The sequence below is a fragment of the Arthrobacter sp. PvP023 genome (assembly GCF_017832975.1).
In the GTDB taxonomy this organism is placed as follows: domain Bacteria; phylum Actinomycetota; class Actinomycetes; order Actinomycetales; family Micrococcaceae; genus Arthrobacter.
In genome coordinates this window covers 3,128,692-3,147,195 of sequence record NZ_JAFIBI010000001.1, presented here as the reverse complement: position 1 = coordinate 3,147,195, position 18,504 = coordinate 3,128,692, and the positions used below count along the sequence as shown (strand labels likewise).

21 protein-coding genes and 1 riboswitch are annotated in these 18,504 nt (G+C 66.9%); of the genes, 20 read left to right on the top strand and 1 reads right to left on the bottom strand.

Features of this window, described 5'->3' with window-relative positions:
* The first annotated feature begins 52 nt into the window (after positions 1-52).
* From def to hisF, 12 genes are all read left to right on the top strand, one after another.
* Entirely contained in the window at positions 53-640 is a 588-nt protein-coding gene (gene def, locus JOE31_RS14455) for a peptide deformylase (protein ID WP_209745827.1), read from the top strand.
* Positions 637-1,557, top strand: coding sequence for a methionyl-tRNA formyltransferase (fmt, locus tag JOE31_RS14450; RefSeq protein ID WP_209745824.1), 921 nt, complete (start codon positions 637-639; stop codon positions 1,555-1,557). Before def ends, fmt begins: the two co-directional genes overlap by 4 nt.
* The gene (locus JOE31_RS14445; RefSeq protein WP_209745821.1) at positions 1,554-3,173 is read left to right on the top strand and encodes an RsmB/NOP family class I SAM-dependent RNA methyltransferase; all 1,620 of its coding nucleotides are present in this window, start codon (positions 1,554-1,556) and stop codon (positions 3,171-3,173) included. Before fmt ends, JOE31_RS14445 begins: the two co-directional genes overlap by 4 nt.
* A 46-nt stretch (positions 3,174-3,219) precedes the next feature.
* Positions 3,220-3,912, top strand: a complete 693-nt coding sequence (rpe, locus tag JOE31_RS14440; protein WP_209745818.1) for a ribulose-phosphate 3-epimerase — start codon at positions 3,220-3,222, stop codon at positions 3,910-3,912.
* A gap of 59 nt (positions 3,913-3,971) precedes the next feature.
* Positions 3,972-4,126, top strand: a riboswitch (FMN riboswitch).
* A 158-nt stretch (positions 4,127-4,284) separates the two neighbouring features.
* Positions 4,285-5,445, top strand: coding sequence for a bifunctional diaminohydroxyphosphoribosylaminopyrimidine deaminase/5-amino-6-(5-phosphoribosylamino)uracil reductase RibD (gene ribD, locus JOE31_RS14435; protein ID WP_209748461.1), 1,161 nt, complete (start codon positions 4,285-4,287; stop codon positions 5,443-5,445).
* Positions 5,445-6,113 carry a riboflavin synthase gene (locus JOE31_RS14430; protein ID WP_209745815.1) on the top strand — a complete coding sequence of 223 codons (669 nt, stop codon included), beginning with the start codon at positions 5,445-5,447 and terminating at the stop codon, positions 6,111-6,113. The genes ribD and JOE31_RS14430 overlap by 1 nt, the downstream gene beginning before the upstream one ends.
* Positions 6,114-6,184: 71 nt before the next feature.
* On the top strand, positions 6,185-6,865 hold the full coding sequence (ribB, locus tag JOE31_RS14425) for a 3,4-dihydroxy-2-butanone-4-phosphate synthase (protein WP_209748460.1): 681 nt from the start codon (positions 6,185-6,187) through the stop codon (positions 6,863-6,865).
* The gene (ribA, locus tag JOE31_RS14420; protein ID WP_209745812.1) at positions 6,862-7,575 is read left to right on the top strand and encodes a GTP cyclohydrolase II; all 714 of its coding nucleotides are present in this window, start codon (positions 6,862-6,864) and stop codon (positions 7,573-7,575) included. Before ribB ends, ribA begins: the two co-directional genes overlap by 4 nt.
* Positions 7,576-7,623: 48 nt before the next feature.
* A complete protein-coding gene (gene ribH, locus JOE31_RS14415; RefSeq protein WP_209745809.1) occupies positions 7,624-8,109 on the top strand; it encodes a 6,7-dimethyl-8-ribityllumazine synthase in 486 nt (161 codons plus the stop codon).
* Between the two features lie 112 nt (positions 8,110-8,221).
* Positions 8,222-8,485, top strand: coding sequence for a phosphoribosyl-ATP diphosphatase (locus tag JOE31_RS14410; protein ID WP_028270786.1), 264 nt, complete (start codon positions 8,222-8,224; stop codon positions 8,483-8,485).
* 58 nt (positions 8,486-8,543) lie between these two features.
* Positions 8,544-9,404 carry an ATP phosphoribosyltransferase gene (gene hisG, locus JOE31_RS14405; protein WP_011691540.1) on the top strand — a complete coding sequence of 287 codons (861 nt, stop codon included), beginning with the start codon at positions 8,544-8,546 and terminating at the stop codon, positions 9,402-9,404.
* 75 nt (positions 9,405-9,479) lie between these two features.
* A complete protein-coding gene (gene hisF, locus JOE31_RS14400) occupies positions 9,480-10,256 on the top strand; it encodes an imidazole glycerol phosphate synthase subunit HisF (protein ID WP_209745806.1) in 777 nt (258 codons plus the stop codon).
* 85 nt (positions 10,257-10,341) lie between these two features.
* On the opposite strand, the gene JOE31_RS14395 is transcribed toward hisF, so the two are convergent.
* Positions 10,342-10,986 carry a TIGR03085 family metal-binding protein gene (locus tag JOE31_RS14395; RefSeq protein ID WP_209748458.1) on the bottom strand — a complete coding sequence of 215 codons (645 nt, stop codon included), beginning with the start codon at positions 10,984-10,986 and terminating at the stop codon, positions 10,342-10,344.
* 101 nt (positions 10,987-11,087) lie between these two features.
* Here JOE31_RS14395 and hisI point away from each other — a divergent pair, with 101 nt between their 5' ends.
* The 8 genes from hisI (at position 11,088) to lgt (ending at position 18,441) form a co-directional block, all read left to right on the top strand.
* Positions 11,088-11,483: a phosphoribosyl-AMP cyclohydrolase gene (gene hisI, locus JOE31_RS14390; RefSeq protein ID WP_209745803.1), complete on the top strand. Its 396-nt coding sequence runs from the start codon at positions 11,088-11,090 to the stop codon at positions 11,481-11,483.
* Between the two features lie 75 nt (positions 11,484-11,558).
* Positions 11,559-13,145 carry an anthranilate synthase component I gene (locus JOE31_RS14385; protein ID WP_209745800.1) on the top strand — a complete coding sequence of 529 codons (1,587 nt, stop codon included), beginning with the start codon at positions 11,559-11,561 and terminating at the stop codon, positions 13,143-13,145.
* Complete coding sequence (locus JOE31_RS14380) at positions 13,145-13,783, top strand: Trp biosynthesis-associated membrane protein (RefSeq protein ID WP_374100846.1); 639 nt, start codon at positions 13,145-13,147, stop codon at positions 13,781-13,783. The genes JOE31_RS14385 and JOE31_RS14380 overlap by 1 nt, the downstream gene beginning before the upstream one ends.
* 88 nt (positions 13,784-13,871) lie before the next feature.
* Complete coding sequence (locus tag JOE31_RS14375; protein ID WP_011691546.1) at positions 13,872-14,159, top strand: HGxxPAAW family protein; 288 nt, start codon at positions 13,872-13,874, stop codon at positions 14,157-14,159.
* A 2-nt stretch (positions 14,160-14,161) separates the two neighbouring features.
* A complete protein-coding gene (trpC, locus tag JOE31_RS14370; protein ID WP_209745795.1) occupies positions 14,162-14,980 on the top strand; it encodes an indole-3-glycerol phosphate synthase TrpC in 819 nt (272 codons plus the stop codon).
* 84 nt (positions 14,981-15,064) lie between these two features.
* Positions 15,065-16,396 carry a tryptophan synthase subunit beta gene (gene trpB, locus JOE31_RS14365; RefSeq protein ID WP_209745791.1) on the top strand — a complete coding sequence of 444 codons (1,332 nt, stop codon included), beginning with the start codon at positions 15,065-15,067 and terminating at the stop codon, positions 16,394-16,396.
* The gene (gene trpA / locus JOE31_RS14360; RefSeq protein ID WP_209745787.1) at positions 16,393-17,211 is read left to right on the top strand and encodes a tryptophan synthase subunit alpha; all 819 of its coding nucleotides are present in this window, start codon (positions 16,393-16,395) and stop codon (positions 17,209-17,211) included. Before trpB ends, trpA begins: the two co-directional genes overlap by 4 nt.
* Positions 17,212-17,214: 3 nt before the next feature.
* Positions 17,215-18,441 (top strand): prolipoprotein diacylglyceryl transferase, encoded by a 1,227-nt coding sequence (lgt, locus tag JOE31_RS14355; RefSeq protein WP_209745784.1) that lies wholly within the window; start codon positions 17,215-17,217, stop codon positions 18,439-18,441.
* Positions 18,442-18,504: the final 63 nt, after the last annotated feature.

The following is an 18,504-nucleotide window of genomic DNA, read 5'->3' as shown; positions in this document are numbered from 1 at the left end:
ACTAAACTGGACTGGATCCCGTACCGCCGTTTTACCGAAGGACAGATTTCACATGGCCATTTTGAATATCCGCATCATCGGCGACCCTGTGCTGCGCACGGTTGCCGATCCCGTGACGGAATTCGGGCCGGAACTCGCAAAACTCGTTGCCGACATGACCGAGACCATGGAGGATGTGGACGGCGCCGGCCTGGCCGCGCCCCAGGTCGGCGTCAGCAAGAGGGTTTTCACTTACCGCATCGGCGGAGTGGAAGGCCACATCATCAACCCGGTGCTGGAAAACAGCGACGACTTCCAGCCTGATGAAGTGGAAGGCTGCCTGTCCATCCCGGGCCTCGGCTTCCCCGTCCGCCGGCGCCGGGCCACCCGGGTCACCGGAGTCGACCTGCATGGAAATCCCGTCACCGTGGACGGCGAGGGCATGCTGGCCCGCTGCTTCCAGCACGAAACAGACCACCTCGACGGCATTCTCTTCACGGACAGGCTTGAGGGCGAAGACCGCAAGGCTGCCCTGCGTTCCATCCGTAACGCCAATTACGACGCGATTACCGAACGGACGACGTCGAAGCGGGCGAAGACTGTTGGTTCCAGTTTCGGGGGCGGCAGTTTTGGCGGCGGCAGTTTCGGCGCCGCCGAGTGAGGGTACTCTTCGCCGGTACGCCGGCTGTCGCGGTACCGTCCCTGGACGCTCTGGTTCAGGCAGGCTTTGACGTCGTTGCCGTCCTGACCCGGCCGGACGCGCCGATCGGACGCAAGCGCGTGCTCACGCCGTCGCCCGTTGCCGCGCGCGCCGCCGAACTCGGCATCGAGGTGATCCACGCCGCGAAGGTTGACGCGGAAGTGACCGCCAGGATAGCCGCCGCAGCGCCGGACGCGGCAGCCATCGTGGCCTACGGAGGCCTCATCCCGCGCGCGGCGCTGGACGTTCCGCGGCACGGCTGGATCAACCTGCACTTTTCCCTGCTGCCCGCCTGGCGAGGCGCCGCACCGGTGCAGCGTGCAGTTATGGCAGGCGACGACATCACGGGCGCCGTGACGTTCCTCCTCGAAGAAGGGTTGGATACGGGCCCGGTTTTCGGCACCCTCACCGAGCCGGTACGGCCTGATGACACATCCGGTCAACTCCTGGAACGGCTCTCGCACAGCGGTGCGGTGCTGCTCGCCCAAACGCTTTCGGCTATCGAAACGGGACGGGCGGTAGCCGTACCGCAGGCGGGGGACGTGTCCCTGGCGCCCAAACTGGGCATCGATGACGGCCGGATCGACTGGCGCGAGCCCGCCCTAGCCATCGCGCGCAGGGCGCGTGGCGTCACGCCTGAACCCGGCGCCTGGACCACGTTGGACGGACAGCGTGTCAAGCTCGAACCTGTTGCGCTCCGGACCGACGCTCCGGCACTGCAGCCGGGCCAGGTGCTGCTCGACGGAAAGAGAGTTCTGGTGGGTACGGGGTCCCATCCCGTTGAACTGACGCGGATACAGCCCTCGGGCAAGAAGATGATGGCCGCCGCCGACTGGGCGCGCGGACAAGCGGCACTGGAAGGCGTGGTATTCGAATGAGTGAGTCCGGAACGGGCGGCAGCGGCCGCGGCGGGGGGCCCCGACAGGGGAGAGCAAGCGGCGGCGGGCAGTCCGGCGGGTCTTCCGGCGGTCGCCGCCAAGGAGGCCAGCGCGACGCCCAGGGCCGGGAACGCAACCGCGGGCCGAAGCGGAACTTCAGCGAGAACGCCCCTTCGCAGCGTACGCGGCGTGCCGACCCCGCCCGACTGGTGGCTTTTGAAGTGCTGCGTGCCGTCGCATCGGAAGACGCCTACGCAAACCTGGTCCTGCCGGCCCGGATCCGCCACCACGGCCTGGACAAGCGGGACGCCGGCTTCGCCACCGAACTGAGCTACGGGGCGCTGCGGGGGCAGGGAACCTATGACGCCGTCCTGGCCCGCTGCGTCGACCGGCCGCTGGACCAGCTGGATCCCGCCATCCTGGATGCCCTGCGGATCGGCGCACACCAGCTGCTGGCCATGCGCGTGCCCGCCCACGCCGCCCTGGACCAGACCGTTGGACTGGCCCGTGCGGTCATTGGCGCCGGGCCATCCGCCTTGATCAACGCCGTCCTGCGCAAGGTCTCCGCCCACACGCTGGACGAGTGGCTGGAGCTCCTGCTCAGCGACGAGCAGGACGAAACCCGGGTGGCCTCCATCCGCTACGCCCACCCGGAGTGGATTGTCCGCGCCCTGCGGCAGTCGCTGGTGGCACACGGACGCCCGGTCACCGAAATCAACGACCTCTTGGAAGCAGACAACGCTGCGCCGGTGGTCAACCTGGTTGCGCTGCCTGGCCTGGGGAGTTTGGACGAAGCACTGGAAGGCGGGGCCACAGCCGGGGAACTCGTCGAGGGTTCGGCGCTCTCCAGCGGCGGGGACCTCGGCCGGCTGGCCTCCGTACGGGACGGCAGCACGAGGGTGCAGGACGTGGGCTCGCAGCTGGTGGCCCGGGCCATGGCGGCCGTGGATCTGCATTCCGCGGATCTGCAGCCCGCGGGTCCGGGGAGTGCTGACGGGCAGTCCGCCGGCAAGGGCGGCGAGAAATGGCTGGACCTCTGCGCCGGACCCGGTGGAAAGGCGGCCCTCCTGGGTGCCCTCGCCCGGCAGCAGGGCGCAACCCTGCTGGCCAACGAACCCGCCCCGCACCGTGCCAAGCTGGTCCGGCAGGCGCTGGCTGCCGTCCCTCACGAGGTGTGGCATGTCCGGACCGGGGACGGCCGCGACGTCGGAACTGAAATGGCGGGGACTTTCGACCGTGTGCTCGTCGACGTCCCCTGCAGCGGACTTGGTGCCCTGCGGCGCAGGCCGGAGTCGAGGTGGCGGCGCACGCCCAAGGACCTCGCGGACCTGGGCCCGCTCCAGCGCGAACTGCTTAAGTCAGCCCTGGACGCAGTCCGGCCCGGCGGCGTGGTGGCCTACGTGACGTGCTCGCCGCACCCCGCCGAAACCACCGCCGTCGTGACCGACGCGCTGCGCAAACGCGACGACCTGGAACTGCTCGATGCCGGCGCCGCCCTGGACAAAGTCAGCCTGCCCGGCCATCTTGAGGCCGGCCACGAACTGACGGCCCAGCTGTGGCCGCACGTGCACCGGACTGACGCCATGTTCCTGGCCCTCATCCACAAAAAGCCCTGATTCCTCCGCGAAACCCGATCCCTCCGCTTGAGTGAAAGGAGCCGACATGGCTCAGTGCTGCATCAACCCCAGCATTCTCTCCGCCGACTTCGTCAACCTGGAGGCGGAGCTGCGCAGAATCAGCAACGCCGACGCCGTCCACGTTGACGTGATGGACAACCACTTTGTGCCGAACCTGACCATCGGCCTTCCCGTGGTCCAGCGCATCCAGGCCGTCAGCCCCGTGCCGCTGGATGCACACCTGATGATCGCCGACGCCGACCGCTGGGCGCCCGCCTTCGCCGACGCCGGGCTCGCCTCCGTGACGTTCCACGTTGAAGCGTCGATCGCGCCCATCAAACTGGCACGGGAGCTCCGCGCACGCGGCGCCAAGGCCGGAATGGCGCTGCGTCCCGGCACTCCGGTGGAGCCCTACCTGGACATGCTGTCGGAACTGGACCTCCTGTTGATCATGACCGTGGAGCCCGGCTTCGGCGGCCAGTCGTTCCTGGACCTGACCCTCCCGAAGATCAGGCGTGCCCGGGCGGCGATCGACGGTTCGGGCACCGGAGTGGCGCTGCAGGTGGACGGCGGGATCACCGAGGAGACCATTGTCCGGGCGGCCGAGGCAGGAGCCAACGTCTTCGTGGCAGGCTCGGCCGTGTACGGTGCTGATGACCCGGCGGCAGCGATTGACCGCCTCCGGGGAGCCGGCTCACGCCCGGTTCCGGGCGTGGCACACACTGTTTCGGAATCATGACGGAGTCTGACGGGAATACACGGACCAGTCACTCAGTTGTGACAGAATAACAACACACACTACGTGCTCCGGGGTCGGTGTAAGTCCGAACCGGCGGTGACAGTCCGCGACCCGCGAGCCGGCACAGATCCTCTCCAGGAACTGTTCCGGCGGACGGTTGAACCGGTGAAATTCCGGTACCGACAGTTAAAGTCTGGATGAGAGAAGCACGTACAGCTGTTACTGCACTGCCCTTCGGGCTGTGCGGTATTGCGCTGTCGTATACCCCCGGAGCCCACGCGGTTCTCGAGGGAAGGAACGACGAACGCTTTGACGCCGAAGACAACAGCGCCGCAGACTGCCGAACGGTTCAGTGCCGCCGAGATCCATGCCATGGATGCGGCCCTCGACGCTGCGCTCCTGGGGCCGCGCGGGGCAAACCCGCTGGTGGGCGCCGTCGTCGTCGGTCCTGATGGCCGGCAACTGGTGACCGGTTACCACCGCGGCGCCGGGACGGCGCATGCGGAGGCTGACGCCATTGCCCAGGCCGGCATGCAGGGCATCGACCTGACCGGGTCAACCATGGTGGTCACCCTCGAGCCGTGCAACCACTGCGGACGGACCGGCCCCTGTGCCCAGGCAATTATCGACGCCGGCATTGCTTCGGTGGTGTACGCCGTGGACGACCCCCATGACCCTGCCGCCGGCGGAGCCGCAACGCTGCGGGCCGCAGGCGTCAGCGTTCGTTCCGGCCTGGCCGCCCGGTCTGCGTTCGAGCTGAACCGCCGCTGGTTTGAGGCTGTTCTCGGCCAGCGACCCTTCGTTACCCTCCATATCGCCCAGACCCTGGACAGCCGCATCGCGGCGTCGGACGGCACCAGCCAGTGGATCTCCAGTCCGGAGTCCCTCGCGGACAACCACGGACTCCGCAGCCGGGTCGACGCCATCCTGGTGGGTACGCAAACGCTCCTCGTGGACAACCCCCGGCTCACTGCCCGGGACGCGTCCGGCAAACCGGCAGGGAGCCAGCCGCTGCGCGCGGTCATGGGACTCCGGGGAATTCCCGACGACGCCGCCATCCACGGCGACGACGGCCGTGTCCTGCACCTGCCCACCCGGGATCCGCACGAGGCACTGGAGAAGCTCTTCACCGCCGGTGTCCGCCACGTCATGGTGGAAGGCGGGTCCAGCATCCTGAGCGCGTTCCTCGCCGCCGGCCTCGTGGACGAACTGATCGTCTACCTGGCGCCCACCCTGCTCGGGTCCGGCACTCCCGCACTCGGCGACCTCGGCATCACGACCCTCGCCGACGCCCAGGCCTGGGACTGGGACCAGGCCTCCGGGGGAGCCGTGCAGAGCCTGGGCCGGGACCTCAGGCTCCACCTGTTTCCGGGGAGCGCCGAACCGGCCGCAAGAAGTGCCGGGCCCGCCGAATCGGCCGAGGCGCCCTTGCCGGCAGCACCGGCTGCCCCCGAACCCTCTTTATCCCTGACCAGCTCACCCGAATCCTTACCGCACCGCACCGGCGCGGGCACCGCCACAGGAGGCAACTGATGTTTACCGGAATTATTGCCGAACAGGGCAGGGTCCTGTCCGTCGAACGCAACGGCGACGTCAGCGCCACGGTGCGGCTCCATGCGCCCGGCAGCACCGAAGGACTGGCTCTGGGCGGCTCGGTGGCCGTCAACGGAGTATGCCTGACCGCCACCGCGATTGACGGCACGGACTTCAGCGTCGACGTCATGGGCGAGACCCTGGTCCGCAGCACCATCGGCGAGCTCGACGCGGGCGACACCGTGAACCTGGAGCGCTGTGTACCGGCCGGCGGACGCCTGGACGGACATGTTGTCCAGGGGCACGTGGACGGAGTCGGGGAACTCCTCGAGCGGGAGGCACTCGGCAACTGGGACCGCCTGCGGTTCGGAGTGCCCGTGCGGCTTGCCCGGTACATCGCTGAAAAGGGATCGATCGCCGTCGACGGCGTCTCCCTCACCGTGACCGCAGTCAGCGACGCGTCGGAACCGGCGCCGTGGTTCGAAGTGGGCCTCATTCCCACCACCCTGGCCGAAACCGGCCTGGGTGCGAAGAGCCTTGGCAGCAGGGTCAACCTCGAAGTTGACGTGCTGGCCAAGTACACCGAACGCCTGCTCGCCTTCGCCGGGGGCCGCGCCACCGGCGCTGGCACCGCGAATGTCACAACCGGAACGGGGGACTCCAAGTGAGCCAGCTCAAGAACACACCCAAGCTGCACACCAATGAACTGAGCCGCCATGAACTCAACGATGAACCCGGCATCCCTGTGGCAGTGACGACGGGCAGGGTACTGGACCCGATCGAAGACGCCGTCCGGGCCATGGCTGCCGGCCTCCCCGTCCTGGTGGTGGACAACGAGGACCGTGAAAACGAAGGCGACATCATTTTCGCCGCCCAGCACGCCACGCCCGAACTGATGGGCTGGACAGTCCGCTACAGCTCCGGGGTGATCTGCGTGCCGCTCGACGGAGCCCGGGCAGATGCCCTGTTGTTGCCGCCCATGGTCGAAGTCAACGAAGACTCCAAAGGCACCGCCTACACGGTTTCCTGCGATGCGGCCGTTGGCGTCAGCACGGGAATTTCGGCAACAGACCGGGCACTCACCGCCCGCGTGCTGGCGGATCCCGCGAGCCGCCCCGGATCGATCACCCGTCCCGGGCATGTTTTCCCGCTCCGGGCCGTTAACGGTGGAGTGCGTGAACGCCCGGGCCACACCGAAGCGGCCGTGGACCTGTGCCGGCTTGCCGGACTGGAGCCGGTGGGCGTGATCGCCGAGGTGGTGCACGACAACGGAGAAATGATGCGTCTGGACGGACTTCGCGGTTTCGCTGCAGAACATGGATGCCCGCTGATCTCGATCGAGGATCTGGTGGCGTACCTGGATGCAGGGCTGCGGGATGGACAGGCGCCGGTCCCGGCGGGGAATGAGGAGATGCGATGACGGCTTCAGAGGCACGAAAAGACGTTAAGGCCGGGCGCCGGCCGCACCCGGTCAGCGGCGGACCAGTTGTCCAGCTGCCCAGTGAATTCGGGGACTTCGTGGCCCAGGCCTGGACCGACCTGGTGACGGGTGCCGAGCACCTCGCCGTGAGTTCACCGATTCCGCCTGTGGATGGCAAGGCACCGCTGGTCCGGCTGCATTCGGAATGCCTCACCGGGGACGTTTTTGGTTCATACCGCTGCGATTGCGGAGAGCAGCTGGCCTACGCCCTCGAGAAGATCAACGAGGAAGGCGGCACGCTGCTGTACCTTCGCGGACAGGAAGGCCGCGGAATCGGCCTGGCCAACAAGATCAAGGCTTACGCCCTGCAGGAAGCCGGCTTCGATACGGTCGAAGCCAACGAACAGCTGGGCCTTCCCGTCGATGCACGCTGCTACAACGCCGCCGCGCAGATCCTGGCCGAGCTGGGACTGCACGAAGTGCGCCTGCTGAGCAACAACCCGGACAAGCAGAACCGGCTGGCGGATGCCGGCGTCACCGTCGTCGAGATGGTTCCCACTGAGGTCCCTTCACGCGAACAGAACATCCGGTACCTGCAGACCAAAAAAGACCGGATGGACCACCGGCTCGTCCTGGACACCCGGGGCGGTGAACCGGTGACGGCATTGCCGGCCGCCGGCCAGGGGCCTTACCAGCACGAACAAGACTGAACCAGCACGAATAAGACTGACGAAAAAGAACGAAGCAGGAGACTTTAGATGAGTGGACACGGCGCACCGGAGATTGACCTCACAACCCTCAACCCGGCGGAGACGTCCCAGCTGAAACTGGCCATTGTGGCCGCCAGCTGGCACACCCAGATTATGGACGGGCTGCTGGACGGCGCGCTGCGTGCCGCGAAGGACGCCGGAATCAGCGATCCGACCGTCCTGCGGGTTCCGGGCAGCTTTGAGCTGCCCGTGGCCGCCGCCCGGCTGGCCAAGCACTTCGACGCCGTTGTCGCGCTTGGTGTTGTGATCCGCGGCGGAACGCCGCACTTCGAGTACGTCTGCGAGGCGGCAACGATGGGGCTGACCGACGTCAGCGTCAACACCGGCGTTCCGGTGGGTTTCGGGGTGCTCACCTGCGACACCGAGCAGCAGGGCCTGGACCGCGCCGGCCTGCCCGGGTCCAAGGAGGACAAGGGGCACGAAGCCGTCACCGCCGCGCTGGCCACTGCGGTCATCCTGAAGCAGTACAGCTAGGCTTCGCCTTGCTTGCTCCGGTGCCGTGTTTGCTGTGCGTTGCCTCACATCGACGCCGTCATGGAACGGCCCGACAGGCGGCGTCAGGCCCGGAGCAAGTAGGCTGGAGGGCGTGAAGAATTTCGAGACGCTGTTTGCAGAACTGAGTGAGAAGGCAGCCACCCGTCCGGCAGGCTCCCGCACCGTCGCAGAATTGGAGTCCGGAGTCCACGGCATCGGCAAGAAGGTCGTTGAGGAAGCCGCCGAAGTGTGGATGGCTGCCGAATACGAATCCGATGAGGCCGCCGCCGAGGAAATCTCCCAGCTCCTGTACCACCTGCAGGTTCTGATGCTCGCCAAAGGCCTGACCCTGGAAGACGTCTACAAGCATCTGTAGCCATGCTGAGCGTGGCCGATTGCCCGTAACCAAGACTTCCTAACCCAGAAAGACCCCCATGCTGCGAGTTGCCGTCCCCAACAAGGGATCCCTGTCCGAAGCGGCTTCGGCCATGCTGTCCGAAGCCGGCTACCGCCAGCGCCGCGATACCCGCGAACTGGTCATGGTGGACCCGGACAACGACATTGAATTCTTCTTCCTCCGCCCGCGCGACATCGCCGTTTACGTCGGCAGGGGAACGCTCGACGTCGGCATCACCGGGCGTGACCTGCTCCTCGACGCCGAGGTGGAGGCTGAGGAACTGCTGCCGCTGGGCTTCGCGGCTTCGACTTTCCGCTTCGCCGGTCCCGTGGGTGACTTCACCAAAGTGGAAGAGCTCGAAGGCAAGCGCCTGGCCACAAGCTACGACGGCCTCTTGCGCGGCTACCTCGCCGAGCGAGGCATCAACGCCAAAGTGGTCCGCTTGGACGGTGCTGTGGAATCCTCGGTGCGGCTCGGCGTCGCGGACGCGATTGCCGACGTCGTCGAAACCGGGAACACCCTCAAGGCGGCCGGGATGGAAATCTTCGGCGAACCGATCCTCAAGTCCGAGGCGGTGCTGATCCGCCGCACCGGCCAGGAAGGCGCAGCGAACGGCACGGCCAAGGAGATCGAAGTCCTGATCCGCCGGCTGCAGGGTGTGCTCGTGGCCCGGCAGTACGTCCTGATGGACTACGACATCCGCAAGGAACTCGTGGAGCAGGCCGCGGCGCTGACACCCGGCCTGGAATCGCCCACGGTTTCCCCGCTGCGCGACTCCGACTGGGTGGCCGTGCGATCCATGGTGCCGAAGAAGGAAACCAACCGGATCATGGACGAGCTCTACGACCTGGGCGCCCGTGCCATCCTGGTCAGCAGCATCCACGCCTGCCGGATCTGAGCTTGACCGTTTAGGCCCTGCCCGTTTCTGCGGTCTCCACCGCATCTTCCACCAGCGAAATCCTCAGGAGACATCATGGCTGTAGCAGTGCGCGTTATTCCGTGCCTGGACGTTGACGCCGGCCGCGTAGTCAAGGGCATCAACTTTGAAGGTCTACGGGACGCCGGCGATCCAGTGGAACTGGCCCACCGCTATGACAACGGCGGGGCCGACGAGCTCACCTTCCTGGACGTCACCGCATCGTCGGGCAACCGCGAAACCACCTTCGACGTGGTCCGCCGGACTGCCGAGGAAGTCTTCATTCCGCTCACCGTCGGGGGCGGCGTCCGCGGCGTGGCCGAAGTGGACAAGCTCCTGCGTTACGGCGCGGACAAGGCGTCCATCAACACGGCGGCCGTGGCACGGCCGGATGTCATCGACGAAATCACCCGGCATTTCGGGTCCCAGGTCCTGGTCCTGTCCGTGGACGCCCGGCGCACCCGCCCCGGATCCGAGCCCACGGCGTCGGGCTTTGAAGTGACCACGCACGGCGGCCGGCAGGGGACCGGAATCGACGCCATCCAGTGGGCACGCGAAGCCGCGGACCGTGGCGTCGGGGAGATCCTGCTCAACTCCATTGATGCCGACGGTACCAAGGACGGCTTCGACATCGAGCTGATCCGGCTGGTCCGTGCCGCCGTCAAGGTGCCCATCATCGCGTCCGGCGGAGCGGGCAAACCCGAACACTTTCCGCCCGCCGTCGAGGCCGGAGCAGATGCGGTGCTGGCGGCGTCGATCTTCCATTTCGGGCCGCTGGACATGATCTCGCAGGTCAAGACGGCCATCCGCGAAGCGGGCTTCGAAGTCCGCTAGCGGAACTCTCAGGTGGTTGAGCCTGGAACTCTCCGGTCGTTGAGAACCCGGCGGGCATGGCCGAAGCTCAATCAACGGGCTGCTGTTACAGTCCGACTTCGGCTGACTGGAGGAGCGCCACGGCGTCCGGCTGGCCTTCGAAGGTCACCAGCGCGTGGCGGGTGCGCCCATGGGCGTGCATCAGGAGTTCGCCCGGTTCGCCCACTATGGCCACCGATACGGGAGCGCGTTTGGCGACGTGGCGCGGACCGGAAGGCCGCACCAGCACGATGCCCAGGTCCACGCCGCGGTACAGAATGGCTGCGCGTTTGATGAGTTCATCCCACAGGGCGTCGGAGTATGCCTCGTCCAGGGCACGCGGTGCCCAACGGTCTACGGCGCGGCGGACATCCTCGGTGTGCACAAAGTACTCGATGAGGTTGGAGCTCTCGGCCAGGGCCTTGATCCGCAGCGGCGACAACGCCGGGGGACCGGCGCGGAAGGTGTTGACCAGCCGGGTGTAGTCCTCGGTGGTCTTGAGTTTTGCGGCGAGCTTCGCGGTGGCCTCGTCGGAGGCTTTAGCCAGGCTCTTGATAATCAGGCCAAGCCCGACCCCTGCCTTGCGTTCGCGCAGGTAGAGGTGCGCGGCGAGGTCGCGCGTGCGCCAGCCCCTGCAGAGCGTGGGGGAGTCAGGACCGGCCGCCAACAGGGTTTCGGCCAGGACTTCTCGGGACGGATCGACGAAATGCATCACTTGTGAAACTAGCACGAGAGGCGGCGAGTTGCGCACTGGAAGCGCCGCCGTTTTTGACCCTGATCGTCACACTGCGGTGAGGCACTAGACTTGGTCTGATGTCTGAGCAGCCCGCCCCCGCCCCAGTACCTGTCCTGCCTGCCGAAGTGGCGGACGCCCTCAAGCGTGACGCCGCCGGGCTTGTAGCCGCCATCGTCCAGCAGTTCGACACCAATGAGGTGCTCATGCTCGGCTGGATGGACGACGAGGCACTGCGGCGCACCATGACCACCGGGAGGGTGACTTTCTACTCCCGGTCCCGCCAGGAGTACTGGCGCAAGGGTGACACCTCCGGCCACGTGCAATGGGTCAAATCCGTTGCCCTGGACTGCGACGGCGACGCCCTGCTGGTCCGCGTTGACCAGGTCGGAGCGGCCTGCCACACGGGCACGCGCACCTGCTTCGACGGCCGCGGGCTTACCGTGGTAGCCGGTGACGCCGGCATCGCCAGCTAGCACCGTTCAGGCAGGGTGCGGCGCACCCACCACACGATTCAGGCACCACTCAAGAACAGGCGGAAAACCATAGCCATGCAGGACCTTGGAATCATCAGCCCGGGCCTCGAGGAATTCCGGGAGCTCGCCAGCCACAGCCGTGTCATCCCCGTCCGGCTGAAGGTCCTGGCCGACGCCGAGACGCCCATCGGGCTCTACCGCAAGCTGGCGAACGGCCAGCCCGGCACCTTCCTGATGGAATCCGCGGCCGTGGGCGGCTCGTGGTCCCGCTATTCCTTCATTGGCGCGAAGTCACGCGCCACCCTGACCACGAAGGACGGGCAGGCGCACTGGCTGGGCGAGCCGCCGGCCGGAGTGCCGGTCGACGGGAACCCGGTTGACGCCATCCGGGACACCGTGGAAGCCCTGCGCACGGACCGCTTCGAGGGCCTGCCGCCGTTCACCTCGGGCCTGGTTGGTTTCCTCGGCTGGGAAACCGTACGGCACTGGGAAAAACTCACCAGCCCGCCTGAAGACGACCTGGAGCTGCCGGAGCTGGCGTTGAACCTGGTGACGGACATGGCAGTGCACGACAACATGGACGGCACCGTCCTGCTGATCGCGAACGCCATCAACTTCGACAACAGCTCAGAGCGTGTGGACGAGGCATGGCACGATGCCGTGGCCCGGGTCAAGGCACTCCTGGCCAAGGTCAGCACCCCTGTGGAACAGCCGATTTCCGTTCTGGAGCCGGCCGCACTGGACTTTGCTTCAAGCGTCCAGGAACGCTGGAACGAACCCGACTACCTTGCTGCCCTGGACCGCGGCAAGGAAGCGATCGTCGACGGTGAAGTTTTCCAGGTGGTCATTTCCCGCCGCTTCGAAATGGAGTGCGGCGCCGATCCGCTGGATGTGTACCGGGTGCTGAGGAACACCAATCCCAGCCCGTACATGTACATCTTCAGCCTTGAAGATGCCGCCGGCCGGCAGTACTCCATCGTGGGCTCATCCCCGGAGGCCCTCGTGACGGTCACCGGCGACGAAGTCATCACCCACCCCATCGCCGGATCCCGTCCCCGCGGCAAGACCGTAGAGGCGGACAAGGCTTTCGCCGAGGAGCTCCTGGCTGACCAGAAGGAACGCGCCGAGCACCTCATGCTGGTGGACCTGTCCCGCAATGATCTCTCCAAGGTGTGCGTAGCCGGCACAGTGGATGTCACGCAGTTCATGGAAGTGGAGCGCTTCAGCCACATCATGCACCTGGTGTCCACGGTGGTGGGCAAACTCGCCCCGGCAGCCAAGGCCTACGACGTCCTCAAGGCAACCTTCCCCGCCGGGACGCTCTCCGGTGCCCCGAAGCCCCGCGCCCTGAGGCTCCTCGACGAGCTGGAACCGCATCGCCGCGGTATCTACGGCGGCGTGGTGGGCTACCTGGACTTTGCCGGCGACATGGATATGGCCATCGCCATCCGTTCCGCGCTGCTCCGTGAAGGCCGTGCCTACGTCCAGGCCGGCGGCGGCATCGTTGCCGACTCGGTGAACCCGACGGAGGCACTGGAAACCGTCAACAAGGCCGCCGCGCCGCTGCGCGCCGTCCACACGGCAGGGTCACTGCACAACATCACAGCCGACTCCGTTCCGGAGCCGGGCGATGCTGCCGGCACAGACACAGCCGGCCGTTGATGGGCGTCATGGAAGATAAGGCAAGCCAACCGGCCAGGAAACGGGCCGGTGCCCCGGTGTGGGCGCGGAAGTCCACGCTGGTCCTCGTCATAGCCGCGATGGCCCTGGCCGCCTTCGGCACCACAACCCAGACATGGCTGACCGTCCACCTGGACCCGGCCCAGCTGGGCCAGGCCGTCAACAGCCAGGACGGCCTGCAGGTACAGGGGAGCAAAGCGGCCACCACCGTGACCGCGCTGGCACTCGTGGCGCTGGCCGGCGGCCTCGCCGCCTCGATCGCAGGCCGGATTGCCCGCTGGATCATCACGGCGATCATCGTCATGGCATCGGTAGGGATCGTGGCCGCAGCCGTGACAGTGATGGCGGACCCCCTCGCAGCGGCCCAAGGGTCCATCGCCGCCGCCACCGGCATCACCGGCAGCAGCGTCCAGGTGAGCGTCTCAGCCTTCCCGGCACTCGCCGTCGTCGCCGGCGTCCTGCTGGGGCTGGGTGCCCTGCTGATCATTCCGGCGGGCCGGCACTGGAAAGCGCGGACCAAATATGACGCCGCAGCGGCCGGCGCGGCCGGTGCATCCGATGGCCCCGCGGACGAGATCGACAGCTGGGACAGGCTGTCGCGGGGCGACGATCCCACGTAAGCCGGGACCGCCGATGTCCCCGGCCGATGTCCAAGGTGCCGCCAAAAAATGGCAGAATGTAAGCAGTATTCATCCTGAGGAGATTTCCATGAGCAAAGCCACTGTTTCCGCATCCAAATCCGCTGCTGCCCAGAACGTCAACACCGGCGTCGACCACAGCGCAGACCTCGGCCACGGCAACAGCCCGGCCGCCTGGACGTGCGTGATCGTTATGCTGGTGGGTGCTCTCATTGCGTCCATCGCCTTTGTCATCGCCAGCACCCCGATCTTCATTGCCGGCGCGGCAGTCATGGTGATCGGCCTGCTGCTCGGCTGGATCATGCGGAAGGCCGGCTACGGCGTGGACGGCAGCAAGCTGAAGAACTCCGGCCACTAGCAGTGACTGTTCTCGATGACATCAATGCCGGTGCACGGGAGGACATGGAGGCCCGCCGGCGCCTGGTGTCCCTCGCCGAACTGAAGGACCGCGCCGCAGCGGCGGCGCCCGCGCGTGACGCCTGGGCAGCCCTCGGCGGGGATGCCTCGCCGCGGAAGCAGCTGAAGGTCATAGCGGAAATCAAGCGGCGCAGCCCCTCTAAGGGCGATCTGGCGAGCATCGCCGACCCGGCCGACCTGGCCGCCCAATATGCCGACGGCGGTGCGTCCGTTATTAGCGTTCTCACCGAGCAGCGCCGGTTCAGCGGGTCCCTCGCCGATTTCGACGCCGTCCGGAAAGCCGTGGACGTTCCGCTGCTGCGCAAGGACTTCACCGTCGACGAATACCAGATCTGGGAAGCGCGGGCGCACGGTGCGGACCTGGTCCTGCTGATCGTCGCTTCGCTGACCGATGCCGAACTTCGCGACTTCAGCCAGCTCACCCGTGAACTGGGCATGAACGCTCTGGTGGAGACGCACACGGCAGAAGAAATCGAACGCGCCGTAGCGGCGGACGCCCGGATCATCGGCGTCAACGTCCGCAACCTCAAGACGCTCGACGTCGACCGTTCCGTTTTTGCCTCCCTTTCCGGCGGCATCCCTCCGGAGGCGGTCATCGTTGCCGAGTCCGGTGTCCGCGGCGTGGACGACGTCCGGCATTACGCCGCGAGCGGGGCCAACGCCGTCCTCGTGGGTGAAGCGCTCGTGAGCGACGCAACCCCGCGTGAGCGGATTGCCGAATTTACCGCTGCCGGGGCGGAAGCCATCGCAGCACGGGTCTGACGACCGGGGCGCCCGGCATCAGTCTGCTGACGCCGGGTGCCACCCGATTTTTCTTATGAACAGTGGAACAGGATGGTGAGACCGATGGTCGACGCGCCAACAACCGGCTCTGATGAGGGCACCGCGGACGCATTTCTGCAAGGAGACCGGTCCCTGCGCCACGCGCCGGGTCCGTACTTCGGCTCCTACGGCGGGCGCTGGATGCCCGAATCCCTTATCGCGGCCCTGGATGAGCTGGAAGATACTTTCGAAAAGGCCAAGGCCGACCCGGAATTCGTCGCCCAGATCAAGGACCTGAACAAGAACTACTCCGGCCGTCCGTCCCTGCTTACCGAGGCCAAGCGCTTCGCGGAGCACGCCGGGGGAGTCCGCATCTTCCTCAAGCGCGAGGACCTGAACCACACCGGTTCGCACAAGATCAACAACGTCCTGGGCCAGGCACTGCTGGCCAAGCGCATGGGCAAGACCCGCGTGATCGCCGAAACCGGAGCGGGCCAGCACGGCGTGGCCAGCGCAACGGCCGCCGCCCTGCTGGGCCTCGAGTGCGTGGTGTACATGGGCGCCGAGGACTGCCGGCGCCAGGCCCTGAACGTGGCCCGCATGGAGCTCCTGGGTGCCACGGTCATCCCGGTAACCAGCGGATCGCAGACACTCAAGGACGCCATCAACGAGGCGCTCCGCGACTGGGTGGCGAACGTGGACCACACCCACTACCTGCTCGGCACGGCCGCCGGAGCCCACCCGTTCCCGGCGATGGTGCGGTACTTCCACGAGGTCATCGGCGAAGAAGCCCGCGCCCAGATCCTGGAACAGGCCGGCCGGCTGCCGGACGCCGTCTGCGCCTGCATCGGCGGCGGCTCCAACGCGATCGGCATCTTCCACGGTTTCCTGGACGATCCCTCGGTTCGGATTTACGGTTTCGAGGCCGGCGGCGACGGCGTGGAAACCGGAAGGCACGCCGCCACCATCAGCCTGGGCAAGCCTGGCGTGCTCCACGGTGCGCGCTCGTACCTGATGCAGGACGACGACGGACAGACCATCGAGTCGCACTCCATCTCGGCGGGCCTGGACTATCCCGGCGTCGGCCCGGAGCATGCCTACCTTTCGGACATCGGCCGCGTCAGCTACGAACCCATCACGGACGCCGAAGCCATGGACGCCTTCCGGGTCCTGTGCCGGACCGAAGGCATCATCCCGGCCATCGAATCGGCCCACGCCCTGGCGGGTGCCATCAAGGTGGGTCAGCGCCTCGCAGCCGAGGCTGCCGCCGAAGGCAAGCCCGCGGACAGCAAGATCGTGATCGTTAACCTCTCCGGCCGCGGGGACAAGGACGTGGCCACGGCCGCCGAATGGTTCGACCTGCTGGACAAGGATTCCGTTGAGGCCGAGATCGGCAAAGAAGGGGAACAGCTGTGACCGGCGTTCAGGACATCACCAGCACCAGCAAATCGGCAGCCGCCATCGACAAGGCACGCGCTGAAGGACGGGCCGCCCTCATCGGCTACCTGCCCGCCGGCTACCCGAGCGTGGAGGACACCATCGCAGCCGGCATCGCGCTGGCCGAGAACGGTGCCGACCTGATTGAGATCGGGATCCCCTACTCGGACCCCGTCATGGACGGACAGGTCATCCAGGCTGCCACCACCGAGGCCCTCGCCAAGGGTTTCCACGTCCGCCAGGTGTTCGACGTGGTCCGCGGCATCACCAGCAAGACCGACGCCGCCGTCCTGGTCATGACTTACTGGAACCCTGTAGTCCGGATGGGCGTGGATGAGTTCTCCCGCCAGCTGGCCGAAGCCGGGGGAGCCGGGCTCATCACCCCCGACCTGATTCCCGACGAAGCCTCTGAATGGATGGCTGCCTCGGACAAGTACGGACTGGACCGGGTCTTCCTTGTGGCACCGTCCTCCTCCCCGGAGCGCATGAAGCGCACGGTGGATGCCAGCCGCGGCTTCGTCTACGCAGTGTCCATCATGGGCGTCACCGGTGCCCGGACCTCCGTCAGCAGCGCAGCGGAAGGCGTCGTGGCCGCCGCGCATGCGGCAGGTGCCGAACGTGTATGCGTGGGCCTCGGAGTCTCCAATGCCGGCCAGGTCCGCGAGATCGCAGCCTACGCAGACGGCGTGATCGTTGGCACGGCACTGGTCGCCGCCATCCGCGACGGCGGCGTGGACGCTGTCGCCGCCCTGACAAAAGACCTCAGCACCGGCCTGACCAGGGAAGAAGCCTAAACAATGCAGACAGTCCTCCACGCGGCGGCCATGCTCCCCGCCAGCATTCCGAGCCCGGACTGGTCCGGGTTCGATATCCCGCTGCCGTGGGGGTCCCTGCGCATCCACGCCTACGCGCTGTGCATCCTTGCCGGAATCGTTGTTGGCCTGTGGCTGACGTCGGTCCGCTGGACCAAGAGGGGCACGCCGGAGGGCAGTCTGTGGGACATCGCCATCTGGGCGATTCCGTTCGGCATCATCGGCGGCCGCCTCTACCACGTGTTCTCATCCCCGGACGCCTACTTCGGCCCCGGCTTCGACGGCACCGGCGACCTGTCCCTGATTCCGCAGATCCAGCGCGGCGGACTGGGGATCTGGGGGGCCGTACTGCTCGGCGCCGTGGGCGCATGGATCGGCTGCCGCCGTGCAGGCGTCAAGCTGACCGCGTTCCTGGATGCCGCCGCTCCCGGGCTGCTGCTGGCCCAGGCATTGGGGCGCTGGGGCAACTACTTCAACCAGGAGCTCTTCGGCGGTCCCACCACCCTTCCCTGGGGCCTGCAGATCGACGCCGACAATGCTAACTTCCCGGCTGGCATGCCGGCCGACACGCTCTTCCACCCGACATTCCTCTACGAGTCCCTCTGGAACATCGCGGGCGTGCTGATCCTGCTGGCCCTCGACCGGAAGTTCAACTTCCGCCGCGGGCGTTTGTTCTGGCTCTACGCCATGTACTACACCCTGGGCCGGGTCTGGATCGAAGCCATGCGGATCGACGATGCCGAACAGATCAGCCTGTTCGGTATCACCACCCGGCTCAACGTCTGGACCAGCATCTTCGTATTCCTTGCCGCGCTGATCGTGTTCATTGCACTGGGGCTCCGCAAACGCGATGAACCGGACACCCCGTACCTTGCCGGACACGTTCCGGCCGCAAAGGACGGCGACACCGATAGCGAGGGCGGTGCTGCGGCTGACAGCGACGGTGCCCCGGCCGGGGACCGCGAAGACGGCGAACTGGCAGCTGTTCCGGCGGACGGCAAAAGCATCCGGCATTCGGACAAGAGTGTCTCAGATAGTGGGTCCCGTGATAATCTCCCTGATAACCAAAGCGGTCCGGGGCACACTTCCGCCCCAACTGAAGCGGTGACGGATCCAGCCGTCGGCACCAGGCCCGCCCAGGGCCCGCCGGCAGCCGGCAACTCCGCTCACCAGGACTCCGGATCCGCGCCGGACACTGACCGCACCAAGTAGTCAGGGCCGGCAAACCGGGCAGCAGGGCTACCGCCCGCAGCGCCCGTTCCCACAGCGTCGTGG

Coding starts and splice junctions, on each gene's coding strand:
- JOE31_RS14430 (WP_209745815.1), top strand. CDS start 5,445: ATGTTTACCGGAATTATTGCCGAACAGGGCAGGGTCCTGTCCGTCGAA.
- JOE31_RS14375 (WP_011691546.1), top strand. CDS start 13,872: ATGAGCAAAGCCACTGTTTCCGCATCCAAATCCGCTGCTGCCCAGAAC.
- trpB (WP_209745791.1), top strand. CDS start 15,065: ATGGTCGACGCGCCAACAACCGGCTCTGATGAGGGCACCGCGGACGCA.
- def (WP_209745827.1), top strand. CDS start 53: ATGGCCATTTTGAATATCCGCATCATCGGCGACCCTGTGCTGCGCACG.
- JOE31_RS14445 (WP_209745821.1), top strand. CDS start 1,554: ATGAGTGAGTCCGGAACGGGCGGCAGCGGCCGCGGCGGGGGGCCCCGA.
- JOE31_RS14395 (WP_209748458.1), bottom strand. CDS start 10,986: ATGCATTTCGTCGATCCGTCCCGAGAAGTCCTGGCCGAAACCCTGTTG.
- lgt (WP_209745784.1), top strand. CDS start 17,215: ATGCAGACAGTCCTCCACGCGGCGGCCATGCTCCCCGCCAGCATTCCG.
- JOE31_RS14385 (WP_209745800.1), top strand. CDS start 11,559: ATGCAGGACCTTGGAATCATCAGCCCGGGCCTCGAGGAATTCCGGGAG.
- JOE31_RS14380 (WP_374100846.1), top strand. CDS start 13,145: ATGGGCGTCATGGAAGATAAGGCAAGCCAACCGGCCAGGAAACGGGCC.
- hisG (WP_011691540.1), top strand. CDS start 8,544: ATGCTGCGAGTTGCCGTCCCCAACAAGGGATCCCTGTCCGAAGCGGCT.
- hisF (WP_209745806.1), top strand. CDS start 9,480: ATGGCTGTAGCAGTGCGCGTTATTCCGTGCCTGGACGTTGACGCCGGC.
- rpe (WP_209745818.1), top strand. CDS start 3,220: ATGGCTCAGTGCTGCATCAACCCCAGCATTCTCTCCGCCGACTTCGTC.
- hisI (WP_209745803.1), top strand. CDS start 11,088: ATGTCTGAGCAGCCCGCCCCCGCCCCAGTACCTGTCCTGCCTGCCGAA.
- ribH (WP_209745809.1), top strand. CDS start 7,624: ATGAGTGGACACGGCGCACCGGAGATTGACCTCACAACCCTCAACCCG.
- ribA (WP_209745812.1), top strand. CDS start 6,862: ATGACGGCTTCAGAGGCACGAAAAGACGTTAAGGCCGGGCGCCGGCCG.
- ribD (WP_209748461.1), top strand. CDS start 4,285: ATGGATGCGGCCCTCGACGCTGCGCTCCTGGGGCCGCGCGGGGCAAAC.